This window comes from Arthrobacter sp. B055-34, assembly GCF_059090425.1.
The window spans coordinates 250,443-274,419 of sequence record NZ_JBNHFQ010000002.1; the positions used below are offsets into that span (position 1 = coordinate 250,443).

Annotated in this window: 26 protein-coding genes; 13 read left to right on the top strand and 13 right to left on the bottom strand. The window is 66.0% G+C overall.

Annotated elements, in window-relative coordinates; translation table 11 throughout:
• Nucleotides 1-14: 14 nt before the first annotated feature.
• The gene (locus AC5RWO_RS04335) at nucleotides 15-935 is read left to right on the top strand and encodes an AEC family transporter (RefSeq protein WP_498730088.1); all 921 of its coding nucleotides are present in this window, start codon (nucleotides 15-17) and stop codon (nucleotides 933-935) included.
• A 13-nt stretch (nucleotides 936-948) separates the two neighbouring features.
• Here AC5RWO_RS04335 and AC5RWO_RS04340 read toward each other — a convergent pair whose 3' ends face one another.
• From AC5RWO_RS04340 to AC5RWO_RS04350, 3 genes are all read right to left on the bottom strand, one after another.
• Nucleotides 949-1,785, bottom strand: coding sequence for a DNA/RNA non-specific endonuclease (locus tag AC5RWO_RS04340; protein WP_498729667.1), 837 nt, complete (start codon nucleotides 1,783-1,785; stop codon nucleotides 949-951).
• Between the two features lie 90 nt (nucleotides 1,786-1,875).
• Nucleotides 1,876-2,079, bottom strand: a complete 204-nt coding sequence (locus AC5RWO_RS04345; protein WP_498729668.1) for a hypothetical protein — start codon at nucleotides 2,077-2,079, stop codon at nucleotides 1,876-1,878.
• Between the two features lie 137 nt (nucleotides 2,080-2,216).
• Nucleotides 2,217-2,780, bottom strand: coding sequence for a hypothetical protein (locus tag AC5RWO_RS04350; protein WP_498729670.1), 564 nt, complete (start codon nucleotides 2,778-2,780; stop codon nucleotides 2,217-2,219).
• A gap of 606 nt (nucleotides 2,781-3,386) precedes the next feature.
• Between AC5RWO_RS04350 and AC5RWO_RS04355 the strand changes: the two genes are divergently transcribed.
• The 4 genes from AC5RWO_RS04355 (at nucleotide 3,387) to AC5RWO_RS04370 (ending at nucleotide 8,712) form a co-directional block, all read left to right on the top strand.
• Nucleotides 3,387-4,889: a xanthine dehydrogenase small subunit gene (locus AC5RWO_RS04355; protein WP_498729671.1), complete on the top strand. Its 1,503-nt coding sequence runs from the start codon at nucleotides 3,387-3,389 to the stop codon at nucleotides 4,887-4,889.
• Nucleotides 4,886-7,291 carry a xanthine dehydrogenase molybdopterin binding subunit gene (gene xdhB, locus AC5RWO_RS04360; RefSeq protein ID WP_498729672.1) on the top strand — a complete coding sequence of 802 codons (2,406 nt, stop codon included), beginning with the start codon at nucleotides 4,886-4,888 and terminating at the stop codon, nucleotides 7,289-7,291. The genes AC5RWO_RS04355 and xdhB overlap by 4 nt, the downstream gene beginning before the upstream one ends.
• Before the next feature lies 1 nt (nucleotide 7,292).
• Entirely contained in the window at nucleotides 7,293-8,099 is an 807-nt protein-coding gene (gene xdhC / locus AC5RWO_RS04365) for a xanthine dehydrogenase accessory protein XdhC (RefSeq protein ID WP_498729673.1), read from the top strand.
• Nucleotides 8,100-8,265: 166 nt separating this feature from the next.
• Nucleotides 8,266-8,712: a VOC family protein gene (locus tag AC5RWO_RS04370; RefSeq protein ID WP_498729674.1), complete on the top strand. Its 447-nt coding sequence runs from the start codon at nucleotides 8,266-8,268 to the stop codon at nucleotides 8,710-8,712.
• Nucleotides 8,713-8,887: 175 nt separating this feature from the next.
• Here AC5RWO_RS04370 and AC5RWO_RS04375 read toward each other — a convergent pair whose 3' ends face one another.
• Nucleotides 8,888-9,310: an arsenate-mycothiol transferase ArsC gene (locus AC5RWO_RS04375; RefSeq protein WP_498729675.1), complete on the bottom strand. Its 423-nt coding sequence runs from the start codon at nucleotides 9,308-9,310 to the stop codon at nucleotides 8,888-8,890.
• A gap of 201 nt (nucleotides 9,311-9,511) precedes the next feature.
• Here AC5RWO_RS04375 and AC5RWO_RS04380 point away from each other — a divergent pair, with 201 nt between their 5' ends.
• Together AC5RWO_RS04380 and trxB are read left to right on the top strand one after the other, a co-directional pair.
• Nucleotides 9,512-9,946, top strand: coding sequence for an arsenate reductase ArsC (locus tag AC5RWO_RS04380; protein ID WP_498729676.1), 435 nt, complete (start codon nucleotides 9,512-9,514; stop codon nucleotides 9,944-9,946).
• Between the two features lie 32 nt (nucleotides 9,947-9,978).
• Nucleotides 9,979-10,953, top strand: coding sequence for a thioredoxin-disulfide reductase (gene trxB, locus AC5RWO_RS04385; protein WP_498729678.1), 975 nt, complete (start codon nucleotides 9,979-9,981; stop codon nucleotides 10,951-10,953).
• Between the two features lie 48 nt (nucleotides 10,954-11,001).
• Here trxB and AC5RWO_RS04390 read toward each other — a convergent pair whose 3' ends face one another.
• A complete protein-coding gene (locus tag AC5RWO_RS04390) occupies nucleotides 11,002-11,541 on the bottom strand; it encodes a TetR/AcrR family transcriptional regulator (protein WP_498729679.1) in 540 nt (179 codons plus the stop codon).
• 88 nt (nucleotides 11,542-11,629) lie between these two features.
• On the opposite strand from AC5RWO_RS04390, the gene AC5RWO_RS04395 reads away from it, so the two are divergent.
• From AC5RWO_RS04395 to AC5RWO_RS04410, 4 genes are all read left to right on the top strand, one after another.
• Nucleotides 11,630-13,132, top strand: coding sequence for an MFS transporter (locus AC5RWO_RS04395; RefSeq protein WP_498729680.1), 1,503 nt, complete (start codon nucleotides 11,630-11,632; stop codon nucleotides 13,130-13,132).
• A gap of 251 nt (nucleotides 13,133-13,383) precedes the next feature.
• Entirely contained in the window at nucleotides 13,384-13,749 is a 366-nt protein-coding gene (locus AC5RWO_RS04400) for a metal-sensitive transcriptional regulator (RefSeq protein WP_498729681.1), read from the top strand.
• Between the two features lie 31 nt (nucleotides 13,750-13,780).
• Entirely contained in the window at nucleotides 13,781-14,008 is a 228-nt protein-coding gene (locus AC5RWO_RS04405) for a heavy-metal-associated domain-containing protein (RefSeq protein WP_498729683.1), read from the top strand.
• A 134-nt stretch (nucleotides 14,009-14,142) separates the two neighbouring features.
• Nucleotides 14,143-16,563, top strand: coding sequence for a heavy metal translocating P-type ATPase (locus AC5RWO_RS04410; RefSeq protein WP_498730090.1), 2,421 nt, complete (start codon nucleotides 14,143-14,145; stop codon nucleotides 16,561-16,563).
• 35 nt (nucleotides 16,564-16,598) lie between these two features.
• On the opposite strand, the gene AC5RWO_RS04415 is transcribed toward AC5RWO_RS04410, so the two are convergent.
• The 3 genes from AC5RWO_RS04415 to AC5RWO_RS04425 all read right to left on the bottom strand — a co-directional run bounded on the left by AC5RWO_RS04415 (nucleotide 16,599) and on the right by AC5RWO_RS04425 (nucleotide 18,428).
• A complete protein-coding gene (locus AC5RWO_RS04415) occupies nucleotides 16,599-17,039 on the bottom strand; it encodes a glutaredoxin domain-containing protein (RefSeq protein WP_498729684.1) in 441 nt (146 codons plus the stop codon).
• Between the two features lie 3 nt (nucleotides 17,040-17,042).
• Nucleotides 17,043-17,318 (bottom strand): DUF2277 domain-containing protein, encoded by a 276-nt coding sequence (locus tag AC5RWO_RS04420; RefSeq protein ID WP_498729686.1) that lies wholly within the window; start codon nucleotides 17,316-17,318, stop codon nucleotides 17,043-17,045.
• 138 nt (nucleotides 17,319-17,456) lie between these two features.
• Nucleotides 17,457-18,428 (bottom strand): EamA family transporter, encoded by a 972-nt coding sequence (locus AC5RWO_RS04425; RefSeq protein ID WP_498729687.1) that lies wholly within the window; start codon nucleotides 18,426-18,428, stop codon nucleotides 17,457-17,459.
• Between the two features lie 123 nt (nucleotides 18,429-18,551).
• On the opposite strand from AC5RWO_RS04425, the gene AC5RWO_RS04430 reads away from it, so the two are divergent.
• Nucleotides 18,552-19,094 carry a CGNR zinc finger domain-containing protein gene (locus AC5RWO_RS04430; protein ID WP_498729689.1) on the top strand — a complete coding sequence of 181 codons (543 nt, stop codon included), beginning with the start codon at nucleotides 18,552-18,554 and terminating at the stop codon, nucleotides 19,092-19,094.
• An 87-nt stretch (nucleotides 19,095-19,181) separates the two neighbouring features.
• Nucleotides 19,182-19,556 carry a YtxH domain-containing protein gene (locus tag AC5RWO_RS04435; RefSeq protein WP_498729691.1) on the top strand — a complete coding sequence of 125 codons (375 nt, stop codon included), beginning with the start codon at nucleotides 19,182-19,184 and terminating at the stop codon, nucleotides 19,554-19,556.
• 70 nt (nucleotides 19,557-19,626) lie between these two features.
• On the opposite strand, the gene AC5RWO_RS04440 is transcribed toward AC5RWO_RS04435, so the two are convergent.
• The 5 genes from AC5RWO_RS04440 to AC5RWO_RS04460 form a co-directional block, all read right to left on the bottom strand.
• Entirely contained in the window at nucleotides 19,627-20,463 is an 837-nt protein-coding gene (locus AC5RWO_RS04440) for a DUF1206 domain-containing protein (RefSeq protein ID WP_498729693.1), read from the bottom strand.
• A 31-nt stretch (nucleotides 20,464-20,494) separates the two neighbouring features.
• On the bottom strand, nucleotides 20,495-21,403 hold the full coding sequence (locus AC5RWO_RS04445; RefSeq protein ID WP_498729695.1) for a DUF4261 domain-containing protein: 909 nt from the start codon (nucleotides 21,401-21,403) through the stop codon (nucleotides 20,495-20,497).
• A gap of 69 nt (nucleotides 21,404-21,472) precedes the next feature.
• Nucleotides 21,473-21,874 carry a hypothetical protein gene (locus AC5RWO_RS04450; protein ID WP_498729696.1) on the bottom strand — a complete coding sequence of 134 codons (402 nt, stop codon included), beginning with the start codon at nucleotides 21,872-21,874 and terminating at the stop codon, nucleotides 21,473-21,475.
• 103 nt (nucleotides 21,875-21,977) lie between these two features.
• A complete protein-coding gene (locus tag AC5RWO_RS04455; protein WP_498729698.1) occupies nucleotides 21,978-22,538 on the bottom strand; it encodes a hypothetical protein in 561 nt (186 codons plus the stop codon).
• Between the two features lie 9 nt (nucleotides 22,539-22,547).
• Nucleotides 22,548-23,897 (bottom strand): MATE family efflux transporter, encoded by a 1,350-nt coding sequence (locus AC5RWO_RS04460; protein ID WP_498729699.1) that lies wholly within the window; start codon nucleotides 23,895-23,897, stop codon nucleotides 22,548-22,550.
• Between the last annotated feature and the right edge of the window lie 80 nt (nucleotides 23,898-23,977).

Below are 23,977 nucleotides of genomic sequence, written 5' to 3' on the forward strand. Positions count from 1 at the left end.
TACGGAGGTATGTGTTGGTCGGCGTCCTGATTGGTTTCGCCATAGTCGGCGCCGTCATTGTGGTTGGCTACATTGCCGCCCGCTTCCAGATCGGCGGCCCGCACGCCGGACAGGCGCTGACCCAGACCGCCTTCTTCATTACCAACCCGGCGCTGCTGTTTACCGTGCTCGCCCAGGCGGATCTGGAGGCGGTCTTCTCCGCCTACGTGCCGATTGCCCTGATCACCGCGCTGGCGACGGCGGGGCTTTATGTGCTGCTGAGCCGGATCTGGTTCCGCCGTCCTGCCGCCGAAACCGCGGTGGGAGCCATGGCCAGCTCGTACGTCAACGCGAACAACATCGGCATTCCGATCGCCCTCTATGCCCTGGGGAACGCGACGCCGGTGGCGCCGGTGCTGCTGATCCAGCTGCTGTTGCTGGCGCCGGCGTACCTGACCATTCTGGATCTCTCCTCCGGACGCAAACCGTCGCTGAAAAACATCCTGACGCAGCCGTTCCGCAATCCGATGATCATCGCGTCGTTTCTGGGCGTGGCCGTGGCTTGGACCGGCGTCGAACTTCCCGAGGTGATCTGGGAGCCGCTGATGCTGCTGGGCGGTGCGGCCGTTCCGCTGGTCCTGATGGCTTTCGGCATGTCATTGCGCGGCAGCCGTCCGCTGAAGGTGAGCGAGGGCCGCACCGAGGTCATCGTCGCCACGGCCCTCAAATCAGCCGTGATGCCGCTGCTCACGTACCTGGTGGCCACGTTCCTGTTCCGACTGGATGCAGAACTGGTCTTCGGGGCGGTCATCATGGCGGCCCTGCCTTCGGCGCAGAACGTCTTCCTCTTCGCCAGCCGCTACGGCCGCGGCATCACCGTGGCACGCGACGTGGTGCTGCTGTCCTCGGCGCTGGCGGTGCCGGCCCTCATCATCGCGGCCTGGCTGCTGGCCTAGCCTGGACCGTCCGCTATTCGGCCCCTGGCTTCAACCGCATCTGCTCCGGCTTTTCCAACAGGAGCCACCGAGGGCGTCCATCACGCTCATGGCCACGCGGGGTGAACCGGTCGGCTGCAACAAGCTGCTCCAGCCCGAGTCCGGTAAGGGACTGGACGTCCTGCACGGGAACCTGGAAGGTCCGGTACGGCCCGAGCGGCGGAATCTCGCCCGCTGCCGTGGCCGCCGCGGTCTGCCGTTCCAGTTCGAGCTCGTCCAGCAAGGGAGACTGGTCCAGGATGTAGGCCGTGCTCGCAATTCCTTCGGCTGCACGCCAGGCTGCTACTTTCCAGAACAGTAGTGGGATCGAAAAACCCCGGTACTGCGGATCAGCACTGTCGAAGACCGGACCGGTGAAGACACTTAGCCGGGTGTCGTAATTGTCCGCGTGGTCCAAGAGATAGTCCTCCAGCCCCAGCCACAGCTCCTTGGACTGGTTGAAGGTATTCACCTGCGGCGCCGCATTCGTATAGAAAAACGTCTCGGTATTGGCCTTGGCGGCGTCGGCGCGGCTGCCCCACACCGGGTCCAGCCGCCGCACCAGGTGCCCGCGGTCCAGGTCGTTTCCGCGGTACAGCTCTTCACCGGCCTGCAGCTCCGCGGCCAGCCTGGGATCCAGCCGCCAGCTGTTTTCCCGTGGCAAGTCCTGGAGCTGGTCGCCGTCGATGTTCACGGCGGCCAGCTCCGCGAGCCGTTGCTGGGTGTTGAGGCAGATCGTGAAATGCGTGTAGTCCAGCACCTTCACTGCGGTTGCGGGACGGGGAAGTTCAACGGTGGTCAGCAGGAAGTCCGCGCTGTAGCCCTGGGTCATAGTTCCATCCTGCGGCACCCGCATGAACGGCAGGAAGCGCCAACCGGAAATCCGGTTGACGCTTCCGCGACCGTCAGTTTTTTCGCGGTCCTAGTCGACGAATTCGGACTGCGTCTCAATAAAGTCCCAGTCCTTCGGCGCGAGCGTTGTGTCTTTCAGATCAGGGCCGCCCGCGTCATAAACCTCGAGGGCGACATCCGACTCGATGCTCTCGGCCCGCAGGTTCTGCCGGAACCACTGTTTGGTTGCCGTGTGCAGTTCCGGCCACCACTGTTCAATGCTCTTCTCAGTCATCTCAGGCCCTCCGTTGTCGTCTGGTTCCACCGTAAGTGCGGACAGCGGCGGGTACAAGGTCATCCCGGGAACGAGCTACTGAAGGATGTAGCTGGGTCGACGGACCCAGCTACATCCTTCTAGATATGCGTCAGGGCTTAGCGCAACCAGCGCAGGGTCGGGGATGACGTCAGTGCTGACCACTGGCGGCCCAGGCCAAAGGTGTTGCCGGCGTGTGCCGAGGCCAGGACGACCATTGCCGCCGCGTAGACGATGTGCTCGTCGATGACCGGATTGGACTTGAGCGGCAGCGAAGACAGCCACATCAGGATCATGAGGGCGGTGCCGCCGATAGCGGCTGCGCGGAGCGCGATGCCAAGAACCAGCGCCGTACCAACGGCCAGCAGCCCAAGCATGAAGGCCCAGTCCACGACCTGCGCGCCAGCCAGCGACTGGAACAGTCCGGCGAACGAACCTTCCACGCTGCCTAAGTAGCCGGCGGTGGGCGAGCCGCCCGCGATCCAGGCCTTCTCGGGTGCTGTGGCGAAACCGAGGCCGAAGGTCTTGTCGAAGAAGGCCCAAAGAAAGACCGACCCCAGCAGGATCCTCAGTATCGCCAGCGGGCGGGCACGCCGTGGGAGTGCCGCCTGACGCATCTCTATGGAGTCCGCAGCGGGAGCCGACGCTGTCATCGTGGGAGGTGTTTCCTGCATGGTTGACATGGGTGTTTTCTCCTGGGGAGTGGGGAAAAGTGGTCTGTGGGGCGGGGTTTGTTATATCTGACCGGCGCGCACTGTCCTGCGCATTGCCGGGAGCCCCCTACCAGCCGCAGATCCCGGCTCAGTGCCGGTCGATCCTTCCAGGAGAAGTCAGTGCGACTCCCTCTCGGGCTGGCTAGTTTGGTACCGTACCGTCAGGAATTTCCATTAGGCAAATCTTCTGTGACGTATTTTTGCGCCAGTCCTGCGCAATTGAGTGATGCGCGCCACCTTGATGTGCGGCCGGCAACATTCCTGCTTAAACGAAATACTCCGCGCTATTGAACGGCCGCCCGGGTTGCGGTCCTGGACTACGGACACGGCTCACTCCCTAGTGACCAACATCACATAATGAATGAGCCTCCTCTATCGGCTTTTTTGTAGATGCACGACGGCGGAAGGGTCGCTCGGCGGCCCCCTGGGTGCAACCCAACGAGTCGGCGAGGATAACAACGGAACAGCAGGTCCCGCCGTCGTTCTTGGGTTTACACCTACGCGTGGCGCAGTATGGTGTGAGTCACAGGATGATTCTCAAGGCACGTCTCACGAGGGCGCTGAGGAGATTGAGGCATGGGCGATAGCCAGATAACGGTCAACGGTCAACTGCACGATTGCGACGGAGCCGGTCCGCATACCCGGTTGCTCGACTGGTTAAGAACAGAGGGCTTGACCGGGGCGAAGGAAGGCTGCGCAGAGGGTGAGTGCGGTGCGTGCGCCGTCCTCGTGGCCCGCCCGGACGGTGCCGACCGAAGCCGCTGGACCTCAATCAACGCGTGCCTGCCTCCTGCATTGGCGTTCGACGGACAGGAAATCGTGACCGCAGAGGGCCTCGGTACCGCACCGGGGCCCTGCGCCGAGGAGTCACTGCACCCCGTTCAGCGCGAGATGGCGGACCGCGGCGGAGCGCAGTGCGGCTACTGCACGCCAGGATTCATCTGCTCCATGGCTGCCGAGTACTACCGCCCGGAGCGGGATGCTGCCCGCTCCAGTGCGGCGCAGACCGGGACTGCGGTAGCCGGCGAGGAACATGCGACCGACCATGAAAGCGGGCCCAACGGCTTTGACCTGCACGCCCTGAGCGGCAATTTGTGCCGCTGCACCGGCTACCGGCCCATCCGGGACGCGGCGTACGCGCTCGGCTCCCCCGATGGATCCGACCCGCTGCTTGTCCGGCAGGGTGGACCCGCACCTGCCGTCCGACGTACCGAGAAAATTGTCGACGGCGCCCGTTTTGTCCGCCCTGCGGGCATGGAGGAGCTGTTCGATCTGCTCGAACAGAACCCGGAGGCCAAGCTGGTCGCCGGCGCCAGCGATCTCGGGGTGGAGGTGAACCTGCGGCACACGCGGCCGCCGCTGACCATCTCCGTCGACCGGCTGGAGCCGCTGCGGACGCTGGATGCCGGCAGCGACCGGATCAGCATCGGGGCGGCCCTGAGCCTCACCGAGATCGAACGCGGGCTGGCCGGGCGCGTCCCGTTGTTGAGCCAACTCTTCCCGCAGTTCGCCTCCCCGTTGATCCGCAATACGGCAAGCCTGGGCGGCAACCTCGCGACGGGATCGCCGATCGGTGATTCAGCGCCGGCGCTGCTGGCCCTGAACGCGTCGGTCGTGCTGGCCTCCACAGGCGGTGAGCGGGAAGTCGCGCTGGCTGACTACTTCACCGGGTACCGCCAGAGCGTTAGGAAACCCGGCGAGCTCCTGCGCGAGGTGCGGATCCCGCTGCCGCTGGCGGAAAGCACCGCCTTTTACAAGATCGCCAAGCGCCGTTTTGACGACATTTCGAGTGTCGCCGTCGCTTTCGCCATGCAGCTCGACGGCGGCACCGTATCCTCCATCCGGATAGGCGTCGGCGGCGTTGCGGCCACGCCGATCCGTGCAACCAGAACCGAGCAGTCGCTGGTCGGTCAGCCGTGGACAGCTGAAACGGCCGAGACTGCCGCCGCCGTCATGTCCGCCGAAGGCACGCCGATCGACGATTTGAGGGCGAGCGCCCGCTATCGCTCGGCGATGCTCGGCCAGGCGATGCTCAAGTTTTATGCGGAAACAGCATCCGCTGTGGAGGTAGCCCGATGAAATCCCTTGCTGACCGCCCGGTCAACCCCATCGTCGGCGTGACGGTGCCGCACGAATCCGCCGCACTGCACGTCACGGGAACCGCGCTGTACACCGACGACCTCATCGTTGGCCGCCAGAATGTGCTGCATGCCTGGCCAGTCCAAGCGCCGCATGCCCACGCCGTCGTGACCTCCTTGCGGACCGAACCCGCGCTGCAGGTCCCGGGAGTAGTCCGGGTGCTGACCGGCGCGGACGTGCCCGGCGTCAACGACGCCGGCACCAAGCATGACGAGCCGCTGTTCCCCACCGAGGTCATGTACTACGGCCATGCCGTCTGCTGGGTGCTGGGCGAAACGCTCGAGGCCGCGCGGCTGGGCGCCGAGGCAGTTGATGTCAGCTACGACCCGCTCCCCGCGCTGTTGACGCTCACGGAAGCCATCGAGGCGGAGAGCTTCCAGGGCCTCCAGCCGACCCTCAGCAGGGGCGACGCCGATGCCGCCCTGGAGGGAGCAGCCCACCGGTTTTCCGGCGAGATCGAGTACGGCGGCCAGGAGCACTTTTACCTGGAGACCCACGCATCGTTCGCGTACGTCGATGAGGGCGGACAGATCTTCGTCCACAGCAGCACGCAGCATCCCTCGGAGACGCAGGAAGTCGTGGCGCACGTGCTGGGCCGGCACAACCACGATGTCACCGTCCAGTGCCTGCGCATGGGCGGCGGTTTCGGCGGCAAGGAAATGCAGCCCCACGGCTTCGGCGCGATCGCCGCACTGGGCGCGGTTCTCACCGGCCGGCCCGTGCGGCTGCGCCTTAACCGCACCCAGGACATCACGATGACGGGCAAGCGCCATCCGTTCCATGCCAGGTGGGAGGCCGGCTTCGACCAGGATGGCCGAATCCAGGCGCTGAAGGCCACGCTGACGAGCGACGGCGGGTGGAGTCTTGATCTCTCGGAGCCGGTCCTGACCCGCGCGCTGTGCCACGTGGACAATTCCTACTGGATCCCCAACGTGCACGTCGCAGGCCGGATCGCGAAGACCAACAAGACTTCCCAGACTGCGTTCCGCGGATTCGGCGGCCCCCAGGGCATGTTCCTCATCGAGGAGGTCCTGGGCAGAGCCGCCCCGGTGCTGGGGCTCGACCCGGGCGAGCTGCGGCAGCGCAACCTTTACGTTCCAGGGCAGACCACGCCGTACGGCCAGCCGGTGCGCCACGCCGAGCGGCTGCATGCCATCTGGCAGACCCTGCTGGAACGTGCCGACGTCGCGCGCCGGCGGGAACAGATCGACGCATTCAACGCCGACCAGCCGCACAACCGGCGCGCCCTCGCCATCACTCCGGTGAAGTTCGGCATCTCGTTCAACCTCACGGCCTTCAACCAGGCCGGCGCGTTGGTGCACGTATATAAGGACGGCTCGGTCCTGATCAACCACGGTGGCACCGAAATGGGCCAGGGCCTGCACACCAAGATGCGCCAGGTCGCGGCCACCGCCTTGGGAGTTCCGCTGGATTTCATCCGCCTGGCTCCCACCCGCACAGACAAGGTGCCGAATACGTCGGCCACGGCGGCCAGCTCGGGAGCGGACCTGAACGGCGGGGCCATCAAGGACGCCTGCGAGCAAATCAGCGCGCGGCTGGCCGAGGTGGCGGCCCGCAAGATGAATATCCACCCCGACGATGTCCGTTTCGCCAACGGCAAGGTGACCGGGATCGGCTTCCATGACCGGGATATCGCCTTCGCCGACCTGGCGCACGACGCCTACTTCCAGCGGATCCCGCTCTGGGCTGCCGGCTACTACCGCACCTCGGGACTGCACTGGGACAGCGCCCGCATGCAAGGCGAGCCGTTCAAGTACTTCGCCTACGGCGCGGCCGTTTCCGAGGTGGAGGTGGACGGGTTCACCGGCGCGTACCGCCAGCTGCGGACGGACATTGTCCACGACGTCGGCGACAGCCTCTCGCCGCTCATCGACCTCGGACAGATCGAGGGCGGCTTCGTCCAGGGTGCCGGGTGGCTGACGCTCGAGGAACTGCGCTGGGACGAGTCCGACGGCGAGCACCGGGGCCGCCTGGCGACGCAGTCGGCCAGCACCTACAAGCTGCCCAGCTTCTCGGAGATGCCCGAGGAGTTCAACGTCCATCTCTTCGAGCAGGCCACCGAAACCGGCGTCGTCTATGGTTCCAAGGCGGTGGGTGAACCGCCGCTCATGCTCGCCTTCAGCGTCAGGGAGTCCCTGCGCCAGGCGGTCGCTGCGTTCGGAGCCGGGGACCGGCCGGTCGAATTGGCCAGCCCGGCCACCCCCGAGGCGGTCTTCTGGGCGATCCAGGCAGCGCGGGAGACAACCTCAAAGGCTTACGACGGCGGGGCCCGGGCCGGGGACGAATCCTCGCCTTCCTCTGTTAGTACCGCAGCAGGCTGAGATGGACTGGCTGCACGCGATGCAGGATCTGCGCTCGGCTGGCCTGCCCAGCGTCCTGGCTACGGTCACCGAGGCGCGGGGCCATGCCCCGCGGGAGGCGGGAGCAAAGATGGTGGTCGGCGCCGAGTCCACCTGGGGCAGCATCGGCGGCGGCAATCTCGAGGCCACGGTCATCGACCGGGCGCGCGCGCTGCTCCGGTCAGGAAGTACGGTACCGGAGAGCCTGCCGTTCCCGCTCAATGAGCATGCCGCCACCGAGCACGGGCAGCAGTGCTGTGGAGGAGTAGTCACGGTTCTCCTCGAGCCGTTCCCTGCCCGTGCCACCGTTGCCATCTTCGGCATGGGGCACGTCGGCCACGAACTGGCCCGGATCCTTTCCCGGCTGCCGATCCAACTGCACCTTGTGGACAGCAGGGCCGACCAGCTTGATCCCGCGCGCCTCGCCGAGATTCTGGCGGGGCAGGCCGAAGTCCACCTCCAGCGCAGCCCCGTTCCGGATTCCATCTTGGGCACACTGCCGCCGGGCTCGCATGTGTTCATCATGACCCACGACCATGCCGAAGACTTCCTGTTGTGCGACGCTGCGCTGCGCCGCGCCGACCTCGGTTCGGTGGGCCTCATCGGCTCCTCGGCCAAATGGTCCAGGTTCCGCCAGAAGCTGCAGGCCGAGGGGCATGACGCCGCCGCCATCGACACCATCAGTTGTCCGATCGGGCTTCCCGGCCTCCCCGGCAAAGAACCGACCGCCATCGCCATCAGCGCAGCGGCCAGCCTGCTTCCGGCCCTGTCGGAGCACATGGCTATCTGACAGCTCGCGGTTCTGTCCGTGTCCCCGTTACGCCGGTGAACATGTCCGAGGCGGGGAACTATGGACCAAGGTATACGGCTCATTTAGGGTGAACACTGTGCGCTTTGCGACGCAATCAGCTCCACAAGTTCCTCAACTTATTCAATCCACTTGATAAGGATCTGCCATGGACCGCATGATTTTCGCCAACCTCCCCGTCTCCGACCTGCAGAAGGCCACGGACTTCTACCTCGGCCTGGGCTTCACCCTGAACCCGGACTTCAGTTCGGACGAGGGTTCCTGCATCGTCATCTCCGACACCATCTTTGTCATGCTCCTGAAGCAGGACTTCTTCGCAGGCTTCCTGGCCGAGGGCAGCACCCCGCATCTGGGCTCCAACGCGAAGGAAGTCCTGAACTGCCTCACCGCCTCCTCCACTGAAGAGGTCGACGACCTGGTGGCCAAGGCACAGGCCAGCGGCGGCAGCGTCTACCTGCCGGCCAAGGAAAGCATGCCCGGCATGTACGGCGCCTCCATCGCCGACCCCGACGGCCACGTTTGGGAACTGCTCTGGATGTCCCAGGACGCCGTGGTCGAACACGAGCATCAAGACTCCGGGGCCGTGCAGGCCTGACCCGGAACAGCGTCAAGCACAGGCGGGCGGCCCTGATTATCCTGGCGCCGAGATCGTGCCTTAGCCGCGAGATCGTTCCTTGTAAGAGACCGGCTTAAGTGTAAGGAACGCTCTCGCGAATCAACGCCCCACATTTGGCGCCGACGCCGCGTGGACCGGATTAATTGGTTCTTCGCTACTCGCCCACGAGCTCTTCGTAGAGCCGGTGCACGCGGGCGTCGATCTCGTCGCGGACCAGTCGCATCCGTTCCATGCCGTGGATGTCGCGCAGACTCGGTTCGCCGATCTCCCAGCGCTCGTAGCGCGTGCCCGGCACCTCCTCCAGCTGCGCGTTGGTGCCCAGAATAACGACGACGTCGGCCGCTCGCTGCGCTTCTTCGGTCACCGCCGTGGGCGTGCCGCCGCTGATGTCGATGCCCTTTTCGAGCAGCGCCTCGGCCGATTCGTGGTTGACCGCAGTCCCGGGCTTGGTGCCGCACGAGTGCACGTCCACCGTGCCGTTAGCGAGTTTTTCCATCAGGCCGGCGGCCATCGGGGACTTGCCGCTATTCGATGAGCAGACGAAGAGGACGCTGGGCTTACCTGGCTGAGGGTTCATGGGGTCGCTTTCTGCTGGCGGATTCCGAAGAGGGCGTGAAGTCCATTATGCGCAGATCGGTTGCCGGGAGGGTCTTCGCACCGGCCGGGAAGGCGAAGGCTCTTGATAGTAGCCGCGGTTCTTGTTGCACTGGTCTATACAGCCCGCGCCGGAACGTTTCTTCACCCCAGAGGCACCGCCGGCAGAAGCAAAGGACCCGACATGACCGAGACCAACAGCCACAAGCCCACCGTCCTCTTCGTCTGCGTCCACAACGCGGGCCGCTCGCAAATGGCCGCCGCCTACCTGGAGCACCTGTCCAGGGGCGCGATCGATGTCCGGTCCGCCGGTTCCCGGCCGGCAAAAGAGGTCAATCCGGCCGTGGTGGAAGCCATGGCCGAGGACGGAATCGACATTTCCGGCCGCACCACGAAGCAGCTCACCACTGAGCAACTCCACGACGCCAACATGGTCATCACCTTGGGTGGCGGCGTCGATGTCCCGGTCATCCCCGGCCGGAAGTACGAGGACTGGGAGCTGACGGACCCCGCCGGCAAAGACGTTGGCGCCGCCCGCGTTCTGCGCGACGATATCAAGGCACGCGTCCAGAGCTTGGTCTCCGGCCTGCTCCCCGCGCTGCACCCGGACGCCAGCTAGCCCGCGGCGACGGCACCACAAGGAGAAACATCATGAGCGAGAAGATCATCATTATCGGCTCCGGCCCCGCGGGCTATACCGCGGCGATCTACGCCGCGCGGGCCGGGCTGGAACCGCGTGTGATCGCTGGCGCCGTCACCGCGGGCGGCGCCCTGATGAACACCACCGATGTGGAGAACTTCCCGGGCTTTCCCGAGGGCATCCAGGGCCCGGAGCTAATGGAGAACCTGCAGCAGCAGGCCGCTAGATTCGGCGCCACCATTGAGTACGACGACGTCTCTTCCGTCTCGCTCGAGGGCCACCTTAAAGAAGTGGTCACCACCAGTGAGAACGTCTACCAGGCACCTGCGGTCATCCTGGCCACCGGCTCCGCCTACAAGGAACTCGGTCTGCCGGAGGAAAAGAAGTTCTCCGGCCACGGGGTGTCCTGGTGCGCCACCTGCGACGGGTTCTTCTTCCGAAACCAGGACATCGTCGTTGTCGGCGGCGGGGATTCGGCGATGGAGGAAGCGCTTTTCCTGACGCGGTTCGGGAAGTCCGTCACCGTCGTCGTACGTAGGGACGCGCTGCGGGCGTCGAAGATCATGGCGCAGCGGGCGCGGGACAACGAGAAGATCCGCTTCGTATGGAACAACACCGTTTCCGCCATCCACGGCGACGGCAAGGTCTCCGGCGTGACGCTGACGGATAGGGTTACCGGGGCCACGCGCGAGCTGGCCGCCACGGGAATCTTCGTGGCGATCGGGCATCTGCCGCGGACCGAACTGGTCAAGGGCCAGATCGACCTGGATGCGGAGGGCTATATCAAGGTGGACTCCCCCACCACCGTGACCAGTCAACGGGGCGTCTTCGCGTGCGGAGACGCCGTGGACCACCGCTACAGGCAGGCCATCACCGCTGCGGGCACCGGCTGCGCAGCCGCGCTCGACGCCGAACGCTACCTCGCCGCGCTGGAAGATTCGGACAGCATTGCCACCGCGCTGGTGGAAGAGGAAACCCATGCCTGACGCTCACGCGCCGAGCTGACCCCGGGCCAGCAGGTAGGTCGCGCAGCCTCAGATGCGTTCCACGAGGGCGTCCACCTGCTCCAGCAGCGCTTCCAGCTCTGCTTCGCTAACTTTGGCGGGCTCGCCGGCCGCCGCGAAAAAGGTAGCGCTGTAATAGAGCCCGTCCCCCATCAGCTTGATTGCCTGTGCGACAGGCCTGCTGCCGAGGGCCTCTTCCAGCGCATCCAGCCAAAGCCTCTCGATTTGCGCAAAGGTCTGGGCGGCCGCGGGATGCCCCTGCTGCACCAGGCGGGCCACAGCGACGATGGCCCGGTCCAGCGGCGAGTCCACGTATAAAGAGGTGCGGACGTAGTAGCGGGCCGCTCCTTCGGGCGCCTTGCCGATCTTCTCCGCATCTTCCGCCGTCAGCGCCTCTAGCCGTTCGCAGAGCCCTTCCACCATGGCCTCCTTGGAGGGGAAGTGGTAGAGCAGCCCACCCTTGGACACCCCTGCCGCCGCCGCAACGGCATCCATGGTCGCCGCCCGTTCGCCCTCCTTGATGAGGATGTCTTCAAAGCTGTCGAGGATCCGGTCTTTTGCGCTGGCCATCCATCCATCCTAGCTTTCGATCGACTTGCTGCTAAACCGTCCAGCCGGTACAGTAAATGCATCCCCGCAATTTTCCAGGAGGTGCACTATGCTCACCATCACCCAACGTGCCGGCCGCAAAGAATGGACCGCCCTGGCAGCGCTCATGCTGCCGGTGCTGTTGGTCGCCGTCGACAATACGGTGCTGAGCTTTGCCCTGCCTGCCATCTCGCTGGAGTTCAACACCAGCGGGACCACCCTGCTTTGGATCATCGACATCTATCCATTGGTGCTCGCCGGCCTGCTGGTCGCCATGGGGAGCCTGGGCGACCGGTTCGGCCGCAGGCGAATGCTCATCACGGGCGCCGTGGGCTTTGCCGTCTTCTCGGCGCTGGCAGCCTTCGCGCCAAGTGCCGAGGTGCTGGTGGCCGCGCGTGCCGGCTTGGGCGTCTTCGGTGCCATGCTGATGCCGGCCACGCTTTCCCTGATCCGCAACATCTTCACCGACCGCGGGCAGCGCCGTCTGGCCATCGCGGTCTGGGCCGCCGGCTTCTCCGCCGGTGCCGCGCTGGGCCCAATCCTGGGCGGACTGCTGCTCGAGCACTTCTGGTGGGGCTCCGTGTTCCTGCTGGCCGTGCCGGTACTGGTGCTGATGCTCGTCCTGACCCCTCTCTTCGTGCCGGAGTCCAAGGATCCGGCACCGGGCGCCGTCGATATTTGGAGCATTTTCCTCTCCATCGCAACGATGCTGCCGGTGGTCTACGCCATTAAGAACCTCGCCAACGGCGGCAACCTCATGGCCACCCTGGGCATTGCCGCACTCGGACTGACTGCCGGCTGGCTGTTCACCCGACGTCAGCTTCGCCGCGACCAGCCGATGCTGGACGTACGGCTTTTCACGGTCCGGCCCTTCACCGGTGCGGTGCTGGTCAACCTGCTGGCGGTGTTCTCGCTGGTCGGCTTCCTGTACTTCGTGTCGCAGCACCTGCAGCTGGTCCTCGGGCTGAGCCCGCTGGATGCCGGGTTGGTGCTGCTGCCCGGCCTGGCGATCACCATCACTGCCGGCCTGCTGGTGGTGCCGCTGGTGCGCCGGATCCGACCGCACCTGGTGGTGTCCGTCGCGCTGCTGCTCTCCGCCACGGCCTACTGGATGGTGGCCGCAACGCCCGAGGCCTCGGCCGGAAACCTCATGCTGGCCTTCGCCGTACTCGGCGCGGGCGTGGGCGCTTCGGAGACGCTCTCCAATGACTTGATCCTTTCCAGCGTCCCGGCGGCCAAGGCCGGTGCGGCGTCTGCGGTTTCCGAAACGGCCTACGAGGTGGGCTCGGTCTTCGGCACCGCGGTGCTCGGCAGCATCCTGGTGGCGGCCTACCGGCAGAACATCGACCTGCCCGCGAACCTCACGGCGTCGCAACAGGCAATCGCGAGCGAGACATTGGGCGGCGCCATCAACACTGCCGCCGAACTTCCAGGCGGAACGGCGGACTCACTCCTGGAGTCGGCATTCCACGCCTTCGACAGCGGTGTCACGGTCACGGCCGGAATCGCCTCCGTGCTGATGGTTGCCGCGGCCTGGCTGGCCTTCCGCACCTTGCGTGACGCCCAGTCCTGAGGCCCGGGCCGTCCAGCCCTGAATTCCGGACCAAGCAAACCCAGGGCTGCATTCCGCCCACGAGATCGTCCCTTACCTGCCCGGCACCCGGGGGTAAGGGACGATCTCGCACTTAAGGGACGATCTCGCCGCGAACAGGCCCGGCGCGAGGCATCGGGATGAACCCCAAGCAACTGAGGCGTCGGCCACACGCCCTTGATTGATACCCCCAAGGGGTATAGATTGGACGTAGTAACCACGGAAGGAACGCCATGAGCCACACAGAACTTCCCGCGGCCGAGCCGTCGGTCCTTGAGGGTGCCCTCGCAGCCGACGAGCACATCGGACACGCCTACACCACTGACAAGGCGGCGTACTTGCGACGGCTCAAGCGGATCGAGGGCCAGGTCCGGGGTATCGCCCGCATGGTGGACGAGGACAAGTACTGCATCGACATCCTCACGCAGGTGTCCGCGGTCAATAAGGCGCTGCACGCCGTCAGTATCGGCCTGCTCGAGGACCACATCGCGCACTGCGTCGTCGGTGCCGCGAAGGATTCCGAAGCCGCCGGGGACCCGACGATCGTGCAGGACAAGGTCAAGGAAGCCTCGGACGCCATCGGCCGGCTGTTGCGCTAGCCCATCAGAATCAATTCCAACAGGAGGAACCATGAGCACCATCACCAAAGTCAGCATTGACGGCATGACCTGCGGCCACTGCATCGACGCAGTCACCGAAGAACTCAAGGCCATCAACGGCGTGCAGGACGTGGCCATCGAGCTGAACAAGGGCGGCATTTCCACCGCCACCGTCAACTCCACCGGCACCCTGGATCCGGAACAGATCGGCGAAGCCGTAGCCGAAGCGGGTTACCTGGTCGTCGCAGCAGACGCGTAAGAGTACGACGGCGGCCCGGCGTCATGCGAACGTCCCGCCTTTGAGAATCGAAGGGGAAGAAGGCAATCATGGCCCAGAACACGGGTGCCCGGATTAATAGCAGCAACCAGGCCGGCCCTGCCGGAATCACCGGTATGGAGGTGACTCCGACCCGACTGGTCGAGCTGGAGATCGAAGGCATGACGTGCGCGTCCTGCGTCAACCGCGTGGAGCGCAAACTGGGCAAGCTCGAAGGTGTCCAAGCCAGCGTCAACCTCCCCCTCGAATCGGCGCAGGTCACCGTGCCCGAAAACGTGTCGGACCAGCAGTTGCTCGACACAGTCAAGGCCACCGGCTACCGCGCCCGCATCAAGGCGTCGCCGCACCACGCCTCCCATCGCGAGGCGCCGGAGGCGGGCGATCCCGGTCAGCGCGAGTTATGGCGCAGCGAGGAACCAGGTGAGCCTGCGAACAGTGCACTGTCTGAGCGCAGGGACGCCCGCGAAGGCGCCCCCCATGACGAGCACGCCGAGCACGAGGACCACATGGCCCACGGCGGCATGGCGTCGCAGCTGCGGCCCCGGCTGTGGGCCGCCACCATCCTGACCCTCCCGATCTTCGCCATCTCGATGATCCCGGGCGCGCAGTTCCCGCACTGGGGGTGGGTTGTCTTCGCGCTGTCCATCCCCGTGGTCTTCTGGTCCGCCTGGCCCTTCCACCGCGCCGCGGCGATCAACGCTCGGCATCTTGCCTCGACCATGGACACGCTGGTGTCGATCGGCGTCCTCGCAGCATTCTTCTTCTCCGCGTGGCAGCTGCTGATGAACCCGATGATGACGGAGCACGTCCACGGCAGCATGGCCGACCACGCGCTCTACTTCGAGACCGCCGCCGTCGTCACGACCTTCCTGCTGCTGGGACGTTATCTCGAAGCCAATGCCAAGCAGAAGGCAGGCAACGCGCTCAAGTCCCTGCTGGATCTCGGGGCCAAGGAAGCCACCGTGCTGCGTGACGGCGCCGAGGTGAAGGTATCCGCGGACCAGCTGGTTCCCGGCGACCTCATCGTGGTCCGCCCCGGCGAAAAGATCGCCACCGACGGCTACGTGGTCGAGGGGCATTCCGCCGTCGATACGTCGCTGATCACCGGCGAATCCGTCCCGGTGGAAGTGGACGTGGACGACACTGTCACCGGCGCCACCATCAACACTTCCGGCCGCCTGCTGGTCCGGGCGACCCGCGTCGGCTCGGACACAACCTTGGCGCAGATGGGCCGGCTGGTCAGCCAGGCCCAGGCAGGCAAGGCGCCCATCGCCCGGCTGGCGGACCGCATCAGCTCGGTCTTCGTCCCCATCGTGATCGCCATCGCCGTCGTTACTTTTGTTCTATGGCTGGTCCTCACCGGCGATCTGGAGTCCGCCTTCACCGCCGCCGTGACGGTCCTCGTCATCGCCTGCCCCTGCGCACTGGGCCTGGCCACGCCGACCGCGCTGCTCACCGGCACCGGCAGGGGCGCGCAGCTGGGCATCCTGATCAAGGGCCCGCAGATCCTTGAGGACACCCGCCACGTGGACACCATTCTGCTGGACAAGACGGGCACGGTGACCACCGGCAAGCAGGCTGTTTCCGGCGTCGTCGCCCTTGGCTCACACACCGAAGACGAGGTGCTGGCGCTGGCCGGCGCGGTCGAATCCGGCTCCGAGCACCCGATCGCCCACGCGATCGTCGACGCCGCCAAGGAGCGCCTCGCCTCGGCCGCTACCCGCACCGGCGGGACAGCCGCGGGCGCGTCGGTGCAGCCTGGCTTGCCGACGCTGGCGGATTTCCACAGTGCTGCCGGCGGCGGTGTGCACGGCATAGTGACAAACAACGACGGCGGACGACGCACCGTGGTCGCGGGCCGCACCGGCTGGCTGGAAGAGAACGGCATCAACCTCACGCCGCAGGACCGCGGCATGCTGCTGGAACAGCAGGAGTCCGGCGCGACCGCCATCTGGGTGGCCGTGGACGGCGAACTTGCCGGCATCGTCAGCCTCAAGGACACCATCAAGGACAGCTCGACCGCGGCGATTGCCCGCCTCAAGGAACTGGGCCTCCGCCGGATCCTGCTGACCGGAGACAACGGCGCGGTCGCCGCCCAGGTTGCCGCCGCCGTCGGAATTGCCGCCGAAGACGTCTTCGCCGATGTCCTCCCCGAGGGCAAGGTCGAGGCCGTGCAGAAGCTGCAGGACGCCGGCAAGACCGTGGCGATGGTCGGCGACGGCGTGAATGATGCTGCCGCATTGGCCCAGGCCGACCTCGGGATCGCCATGGGCGCCGGGACGGATGTCGCCATCGAGGCCGCCGACATCACGGTGATGGGCAGCGATCTGGGCCAGGTGGTGCAGTCCATCGAGCTGAGCCGCAAGACGCTGAGCACCATCAAGAGCAACCTGTTCTGGGCTTTCGCGTACAACACCCTCGGCATCCCGGTGGCGGCGTTCGGGCTGCTGAACCCGATGATCGCCGGCGCTGCCATGGCTGCTAGCTCGGTCCTCGTGGTGGCGAACTCCCTACGGCTGCGGGCCTTCGCCCGGTAGACCACCGCCATGCCGCTCCGAAATTCGGAGCGGCACTACCCTCGGGCCAGTTCCCGACGCACAATTTCTGGCTCGGGGTTGGTGAAAACCTCGTCGCGCAGGATGACCGTGGGTACCGTTTCATTGCCGTTGTTGTGGTCGCGTACGAAAGCCGCCGCCTCGGCATCGCGCCAGATATTGACCCACTGCGCTTTGCGCCGGGCGCGGCCCAGCGAGGCCATCATCCGCATACAGTAGACGCAGCCCGGACGCCAGAAGATCACCACCCCGGGCTCGTCCTTCCAGCGCTGCCGAAGCGTTGACCACGGTTGTTGCCGGCCGCCGAAAACGGGACTGACGAACCATCCGGCGGCCAGCAGGATGACGGCGGCGACGACCGCCTGCACCCATTGGCCCCGGTTGCTGTAAACGACAAGCATCATGCCGGCGACAAGGACCAGGACGACCGCATTGGACCAGTGCAGGAGCGACTTCACCGGTTACCCGGCGGCGCCATAGCGGACGGCCGCACGGGCCTTCGCCTTGGCTGCTTCTTCATCACGGTTCTTCGGCGGTGCGGTGGTCACGAGCGAATCGAGCAGGTGCGCCGTGATGTGCGCGATTTCGTGCACCGCCTCGTTGAAGGCCTCTTCATTGGCCTGGGAGGGTTTGGTGGTGCCGCTGACTTTGCGGACGTACTGCAATGCGGCGGCCTCGACCTCGGCGCTCGTGGCGGACGGCTCGAAATTGTAGAGCCTGCGGATGTTGCGGCACATGGAAAGCTCCTCGGGTTTCTTGGTTGCCTCTTTCCAGTGTGCGCCAGAGGTCCGGTGGGATGTAAGAGGAAAGGCCCCCGCCGCCGTCGTAATCAGCAGCAGGAGCCCATCCTGCATCAAACTCCCCAGGAAAAGCAGTTACGCGTGCACCCTCAGCCGCGGTCCCCGCAGTTCATCGAGCCGGACCAGCACCACACCCAGCACGATCAGCGCACCGCCCAGCAACTGGATGGCCGCCGGCAGTTCGCCCAGCAGCAGCCACGCCCACAGCACCGCAAAGAGTACCTCGGTCAGGGAGACGAAAGACGCCACCTTGGTGCCGAGCGCCCGGGCGGCCATGATCCCCGTGATGTAGGAGATCACGGTGGACAGCAGCACCAGCGCCGCCAGCGGCACCCACCAGCTCGTCCGCCAGCCGGCAAGGCTGACATCTGCGGTGCTGACCGCCATGGGCAGAATCCGGGCCGCACCCAGCACTACCATCGACACACCGCCCACCAGCAGTCCGCCCGCCGCCAGAACCAGCGGCGGCAAGGAATCATTGTGCCGGGCGGTGATGAAGAAGTAGATGACCAGGCACACTGCAGCCGCGAGGCCCCAGAGGACACCGCCGAGGTCCAGGCGCACGTCGCCGAACACATCCAGCACCAAAACCAGTCCGGCCACGGCCAGGACGGTGCCGGCCATCGTGGCGGAGCCGGGCCTCCGGCGGCTGGTCAGCCACAGCCAGAGCACGATCAGCACGGGCGCGAGGAACTCGAGCAGCAGCGCTACCCCAACGGAGAGGGTCGATACGGCGTTGAAATAGGCGAGCTGGCAGCCGGCCACGCCGATCAGCCCGAACAGCACGATGGTCTTCCAGTTCTGGCGGACCTGGCCCCAGCGGCCGTGCAGCACAATCAGCGCCGGAACCGTGAGCACCAGTGCGGCCCCGAGCATCCGGACGGCAACGGCGGCGCCGGGTGTCCAGCCTGCCTCCAGCAGGGACTTGGCAAACGAGCCCGACAACCCGAACACCGCCGAGGAGAACAACGCTATGCCCACCCCGGAAACGGCGGAGGATTTGATGACGCCGCTTGCAGGCTTGACTGACACGGTACCGCCGCCCATGGTTACCTCGAATGCGCTAATTGACAGTCCGCCACCCCGGCTGAATGCGCGATATCAGGGTATGTCAGGACCTAAAGATGGATATAGTAGTGACAGTAATGCCGAGCATATTCAGGAGTCAAGATGGTGTTTGCCCATGACGCGGAAAGATCGCTGATCGACGCGGCCAAGTTGATCAACACCGCCGAGTCCGAGGTGGACCAGCTGAACACCTTGGCAGACCTGGATGAGTTCGTAAAGGCGAACGAGTACTCGGGTTCGCGCAGCCACACCATGGGGGAACTGCGCGCGGTGCGCCACCTGCGGCCCCGGCTGCGCGCGGTCTGGACCGCCGAGGAAGATGAAGCCGTGCGCCTGGTCAACAACATCCTGCGCAACGGCCGCGCCCTGCCCCAGCTGGTCAAGCACGACGGCTGGGACTACCACCTGCACGCCACCACGCCGGATGCGCCGCTGGACATCCGGATGGCGGTCGATGCGGCCATGGCCCTGGTGGACGTCATACGCGAGAAGGAACTGGACCGGCTGCGGGTCTGCGCCGCCGAAGACTGCAACGCCGTCCTGGTGGACCTCTCGCGCAACCGCTCCAAGCGCTTCTGCGATACCGGCAATTGTGCCAACCGCACCCATGTGGCCGCCTACCGCGCCCGCAAAGCAACCGGGTAAGTGCCCTCCGGATATTGCGCATTACCGAATCATCAGTAGGCTGAGGAATAGTCCGGCAACAGTGTCAGATGAACTGGAGGAGCCCTCATGTTGAAGAAGATTGTGTTTGTAGCGGGCGTCGGCGCGGGCTTTGTGCTCGGCTCCCGAGCGGGCCGCGAAAGCTACGAGAAGATCAAGGTCCAGGCCCAGAAGCTGTGGAATGATCCGAAGGTCCAGCACAAGGTGTCCGAAGGAACCGAGTGGGCCAAGGAAAAGGCGCCGCAGCTGCAGGAAAAGGTAAGCGAAAAGGCGAAGGGGGTTCTGCATAAGAACGACGCCGGATCCTCCTCCACCTCGTCCGGCACCTCCGGTTCGGGCAGCTATAGCGGCACTCCCAGTACTGGCGTCCCCGGCTCCACCGGAACGACCGGGACAACGGGCTCCCCCGAAACCACGGGCACCACCACCGGCATGATCCCGTAGCCTCTGCGCTACCAGAATCCAGGGCCGGTCCGCTCCCGATTCCGGGGACGACCGGCCCTTGGTCTCTGCGCTACATGCGCCCGTAGCGGGCACGAATGACCGCGAAAACCCCGTAGCACATCAGTCCGACCGCGATGGCGACCAAGGCGACGATCCCGAAGGGCTGCTCCGGGAGCGCCTTCAGGCTGCCGTCCAGACCGGTGGATTGGCTCGGGCGGTGCGTCACTGCGGCGATGATGATCAGCAGCCCGACGAGGAACAAGGCACCGCCCTTCGCGATATGTCCCGCTACGCCGAGGACGCGCAGCAGCCTGCCGCGCTTCGAATCGCCGAAGTCCAGTTCATCTGTGAACTGCCTGCGCAGCGCCTTGACCACAAAGTAGATCCCGATGCCGATGACCGTGCCGCCCACCGCTACGAGGAACGGCACGCCCAGCGGATGCTGGAGCATCGCAATGGTGAAGTCTTTGGTGGATTCGCCTGAGTCGGATTCGTCGCCGAGGGCGAACCGCGCGAACATGAACGCGAACAGGGCATACGTCACGCTCAAGGAACCGGACGAGATACCCTTGGAGATCCGTTCTTTGCGCGGCAGGTGCCTGGCACGCAGGGATGCCTCGCTGAGTTGCCACAGTGCGAGGCCCAGGCAGCTGGCAAAGCAGGTCCACATGAGCAGCGGGCCCAGCACCGGCCGTGACGCCAGGATCTCCACGGCGCCGGCAGGATCCGCCTCGCCGTAACCGCCCAGGGCGATCCGCAGGGCAATGGCCCCGATGAGAATGTGGACCAGGCCGAGTACGGCGAAGCCGACGCGTGCAAAGACGTCCAGCGTCGTCGTGTTGGAGAGCTCTTCGGCGGCGTCCGCTGCATGTGCTGCCGAAGAGCCAGGTTCATTCCCGGCACCCATACCAGAGTCTTACCAGCAGCCGGCCCGCACCTCAACCACGGTGCCCGGCGGCGAACGGCTCCCCGGGATCCAGATCGATGACGGTGCGCAGCGGCCCGATCAGCGAATCCTCCCAGGAACAGGTCAACACGAGGCCGTCCGGACCGTTCAAGGTTGTGCCGCCGGCGATCACGGGCCCGTTCTCGTAGAGGTAGGCGGCCACGTTGAAGGCCAGCTCCACCAGCATGTTGGGGTCCTTGTCCCGGAAGTGGATCTGCACATCGGGCAGGCCCAGTTGGTACATGCCCAAGCTGTCCACCACCATGGCGCCCTCGTCATCGGCCACCAGGAAGAACCGCATGTTCACCGGTCCGGCCAGCGGATGTGCCGCCTCAAGTTCGCCCGGTTCCCGCCAATGGGAGTTATGCAGCCACCGGATGGCAGCCGGGCGGGTCTCCCCCACCAGGAACTGGAGGACGCTGCGGAATGATTCCACCCGCGGCTTCGGCTCAAAGGTACTGGACAGGACTTCCGTGACCAGGATCCGGTGCGTGCAACTCGGTACCACTTGGTCGGCATCGGGCCAGGTCCAGCTTTGGTCGATGGGCGTGGCTTCGAGCGCGTCCGCCGCGGGCAGCGGCTCGGACGGTTCCGCCAGCCCGGTGCTGAGGCTGACGGTCTTGCCTCGGAGTTCAAACGAATGCTCGCGGTGCGGGAGCAGGATGACGCCTTCGGAAAAGGCCGCGCCGGGGAACCGGGCCTCCAGCTTTTCGCGCAACGCGGTCGAGGAGAGGCCGGGATCGCCCTGGTACCAGAGCTCCGCTACCAGCAGGGTCTTGCCCTCGGCGGTCTCACCGGTCTGCGCGGGACGGGCCTGCGCCTGCTCGGCCTGCTGCGGTTCTGCCTGTTCCCGAGCCGCTGGTTCCGCTCCGGCCTGCGGTTCGTCCTGCCCAAAAGTCATGGCCCCAGCTTGTCAGCTTGGGGCCATGGAAAGCCAGCGGGTGGATCCGCCGGCCGAAGCGTCAGGCGGTCACACCTGCGGACGGTGGCTGCCGCCGTCGTCGTTCTGGTCTTCATCGCCAATGGTGTCCGGATCCGCCTGGGGCTCGCGGGGAGCACGCTTCGGCCCGCCCACGGTGCCGGCGCCGCCCGGGATCTTGGCAGAGCTGCGGTTGACGCCCGACCCCTGGCTGAGGTGGTCCGGATTGTCCTTGCCGGCCATGGTCAGCACGGCCACCACCAGCAGCGTGGCGATGAAGGCGATGCCGGCCGCGGTGACGCCGAGGTCCCAGCGCAGCTGGTTTTCGGCGCCGCCGGTGGAGAAGATCATCGTGCAGAAACCGGCGATCACGCCGAGCACGGCGGAGAAAATCAGCGGCCCCTTGACCGACATCCGCGGTCCGTTCGGCTCGCCCGAAGCGTTGTTGCCCACGATGAATTCCTCCTGGTTACTGCGAAAAGTCTCACTCCAGTCTACCGGCTGTAGAAGACGTCGGGATTTGTGTGTGGGCGCAGTCACGGCTGCGGGGCCGGGGTCAGCTGGCGGCGGCCTTGCGGGAATCGAAGCGGTAGGTCAGGGCGGCGATCCCCAGCACGACGGCGGTGATGATCGCCGCGCCGCCGAGGACACCCAGCAGCGCGTGCGCGCCGAGGTAGGTGAAGAACGGCAGGGCCGCGCCGAAGCCTACCGAGACGGCGCCGACGATCAGCCAGTCCTTGGACAGGACCGACCCCTGCGGGCCGCGGTTCTGCCACCACAGCACTAGTTCCGCGCCGCCGCCGATGAGCAGCGCCGCAGTGGCGAGGATGGTGAAGGTGGACGGGGTCTGCAGGGCGAACGCGAGCGCACCGGCGACGGCGAACGCGCCGGCTTCGAGCTGCAGCAGCGTCCGGTACTCGCTGGCCTCGGGCTTCCGCGCGAGCAGCCACACCGCCGCGCCGCTGAGCAGCAGGAACGCGCCGCCGGCCAGGGCCATGACCGTGTCCCCCGGCTCGGGCCAGAAGATGGTGATGATGCCGAACGCGGCCGCGACAAGCGCCCGCATCAAAACGGGCTGCCAGTACGCGGCGGCATGGACAGTGCTGTTAGTGCTCACCCCTCGAGTTTAGTGCGCTCCAGTGACCATCCATGCATCCGTGCGGACCCGCCAGCCGAGCGTCAGGCCCCGCGCGGCCATGTAGGCCAGCCCGAATGCCGCCCAGAGCCAGGCCAGCCCGGTGACGCCGCTGAGCCCCGACAACTGCACCCAGGCCAGCAGAGGCAGATAAACCAAGAGATTTACGACGCCGGCAACCGCCAGATACTTTGCGTCACCGGCGCCGATCAGCACCCCGTCGAGCACGAAGACGAAACCGCAGACCGGCTGGCTGAGCGCCAGCAGCAGCACCCCGATGGCGAACGCATCCTGCACTGCGGCGTCGGACGAGAAGATCCAGCCCAGGTGCGGCCCGGCGAGCGCCAGCAACACCCCGGTGACGACCCCGAAACCCAGGCCCCAGACGATCATCCGGCGGGTCAGCGAATGCGCCAGCGCCTTGTTGCCCGCCCCGAGTTCCTTGCCGATCAGCGCCTGCGCCGCGATCGCGATGGCGTCCAGCGCGAAGGCGAGGAAGGTGAAGACCGTCATGACCAGCTGGTGCGCGGCCAGGCTCACCGGCCCCTGCGCCGTGGCCACGAAGACTGTGGCCAGAATCGCGATGCGCAGGCTCAAGGTACGCAGCATCAGCCACGAGCCCACGTGCGTGGTGGCCTTGACCCCGGTCCAGGTGGGTGCCAGCGGCACACCGTATTTCACGCTGCCGCGGTAGACGATGACCAGATAGACGGCGGCCATCCCCCACTGCACCAGGCTGGTGCCCATTGCCGATCCAGCCACGGACAGATCCAGCCCGTAGACCAGCACGAAATTCAGCCCGATGTTGACCAGGAAACCGATGCCTGCCACCAGCAGCGGGGTCCTGGTGTCCTGCAGCCCGCGCAAAACGCCGGTGGCCGCCAGCACGATCAACATCGCGGTCAGCCCCGGCATGGACCAGCGCAGGTAGTCCACCGCGTAGCCGTGCACCTCGCCCGCCGCGCCCATCGCGGAGGCGAGCGCGGGAGCCGACACCCAGCCGGCCACGGAGAGCACCAGGCCCAGGAAAAACGCGAGCCAGATGCCGTCCCGGCCCACGGCGAGCGCATCCGCGTGCCGCCCTGCGCCGAGCAGCCGGGCCACCGCTGGCGTGGTCGAGTAGGCCAGGAACACCATCAGGCCCACCACGGTCTGCACCACGGTGGCCGCCAGTCCCACGCCGGCCAGCTGGGCTACGCCGAGGTGGCCGACAATCGCTGAATCGGCCAGCAGGAACAGCGGCTCGGCGATCAGCGCGCCGAAGGCCGGCAGCGCGAGGGCGAGGATAGTACGGTTCAGGCCCTGCCCAGTGACGGGCGCGACGGGTTGTTTAGGACTCACGCCTCCCAGCTTAGGACTCCGCCCCGACTATCCAGGCGTGCGGAAGCGGCAGGCCGGCCCGTTCGCCGTCGTTATTGGCT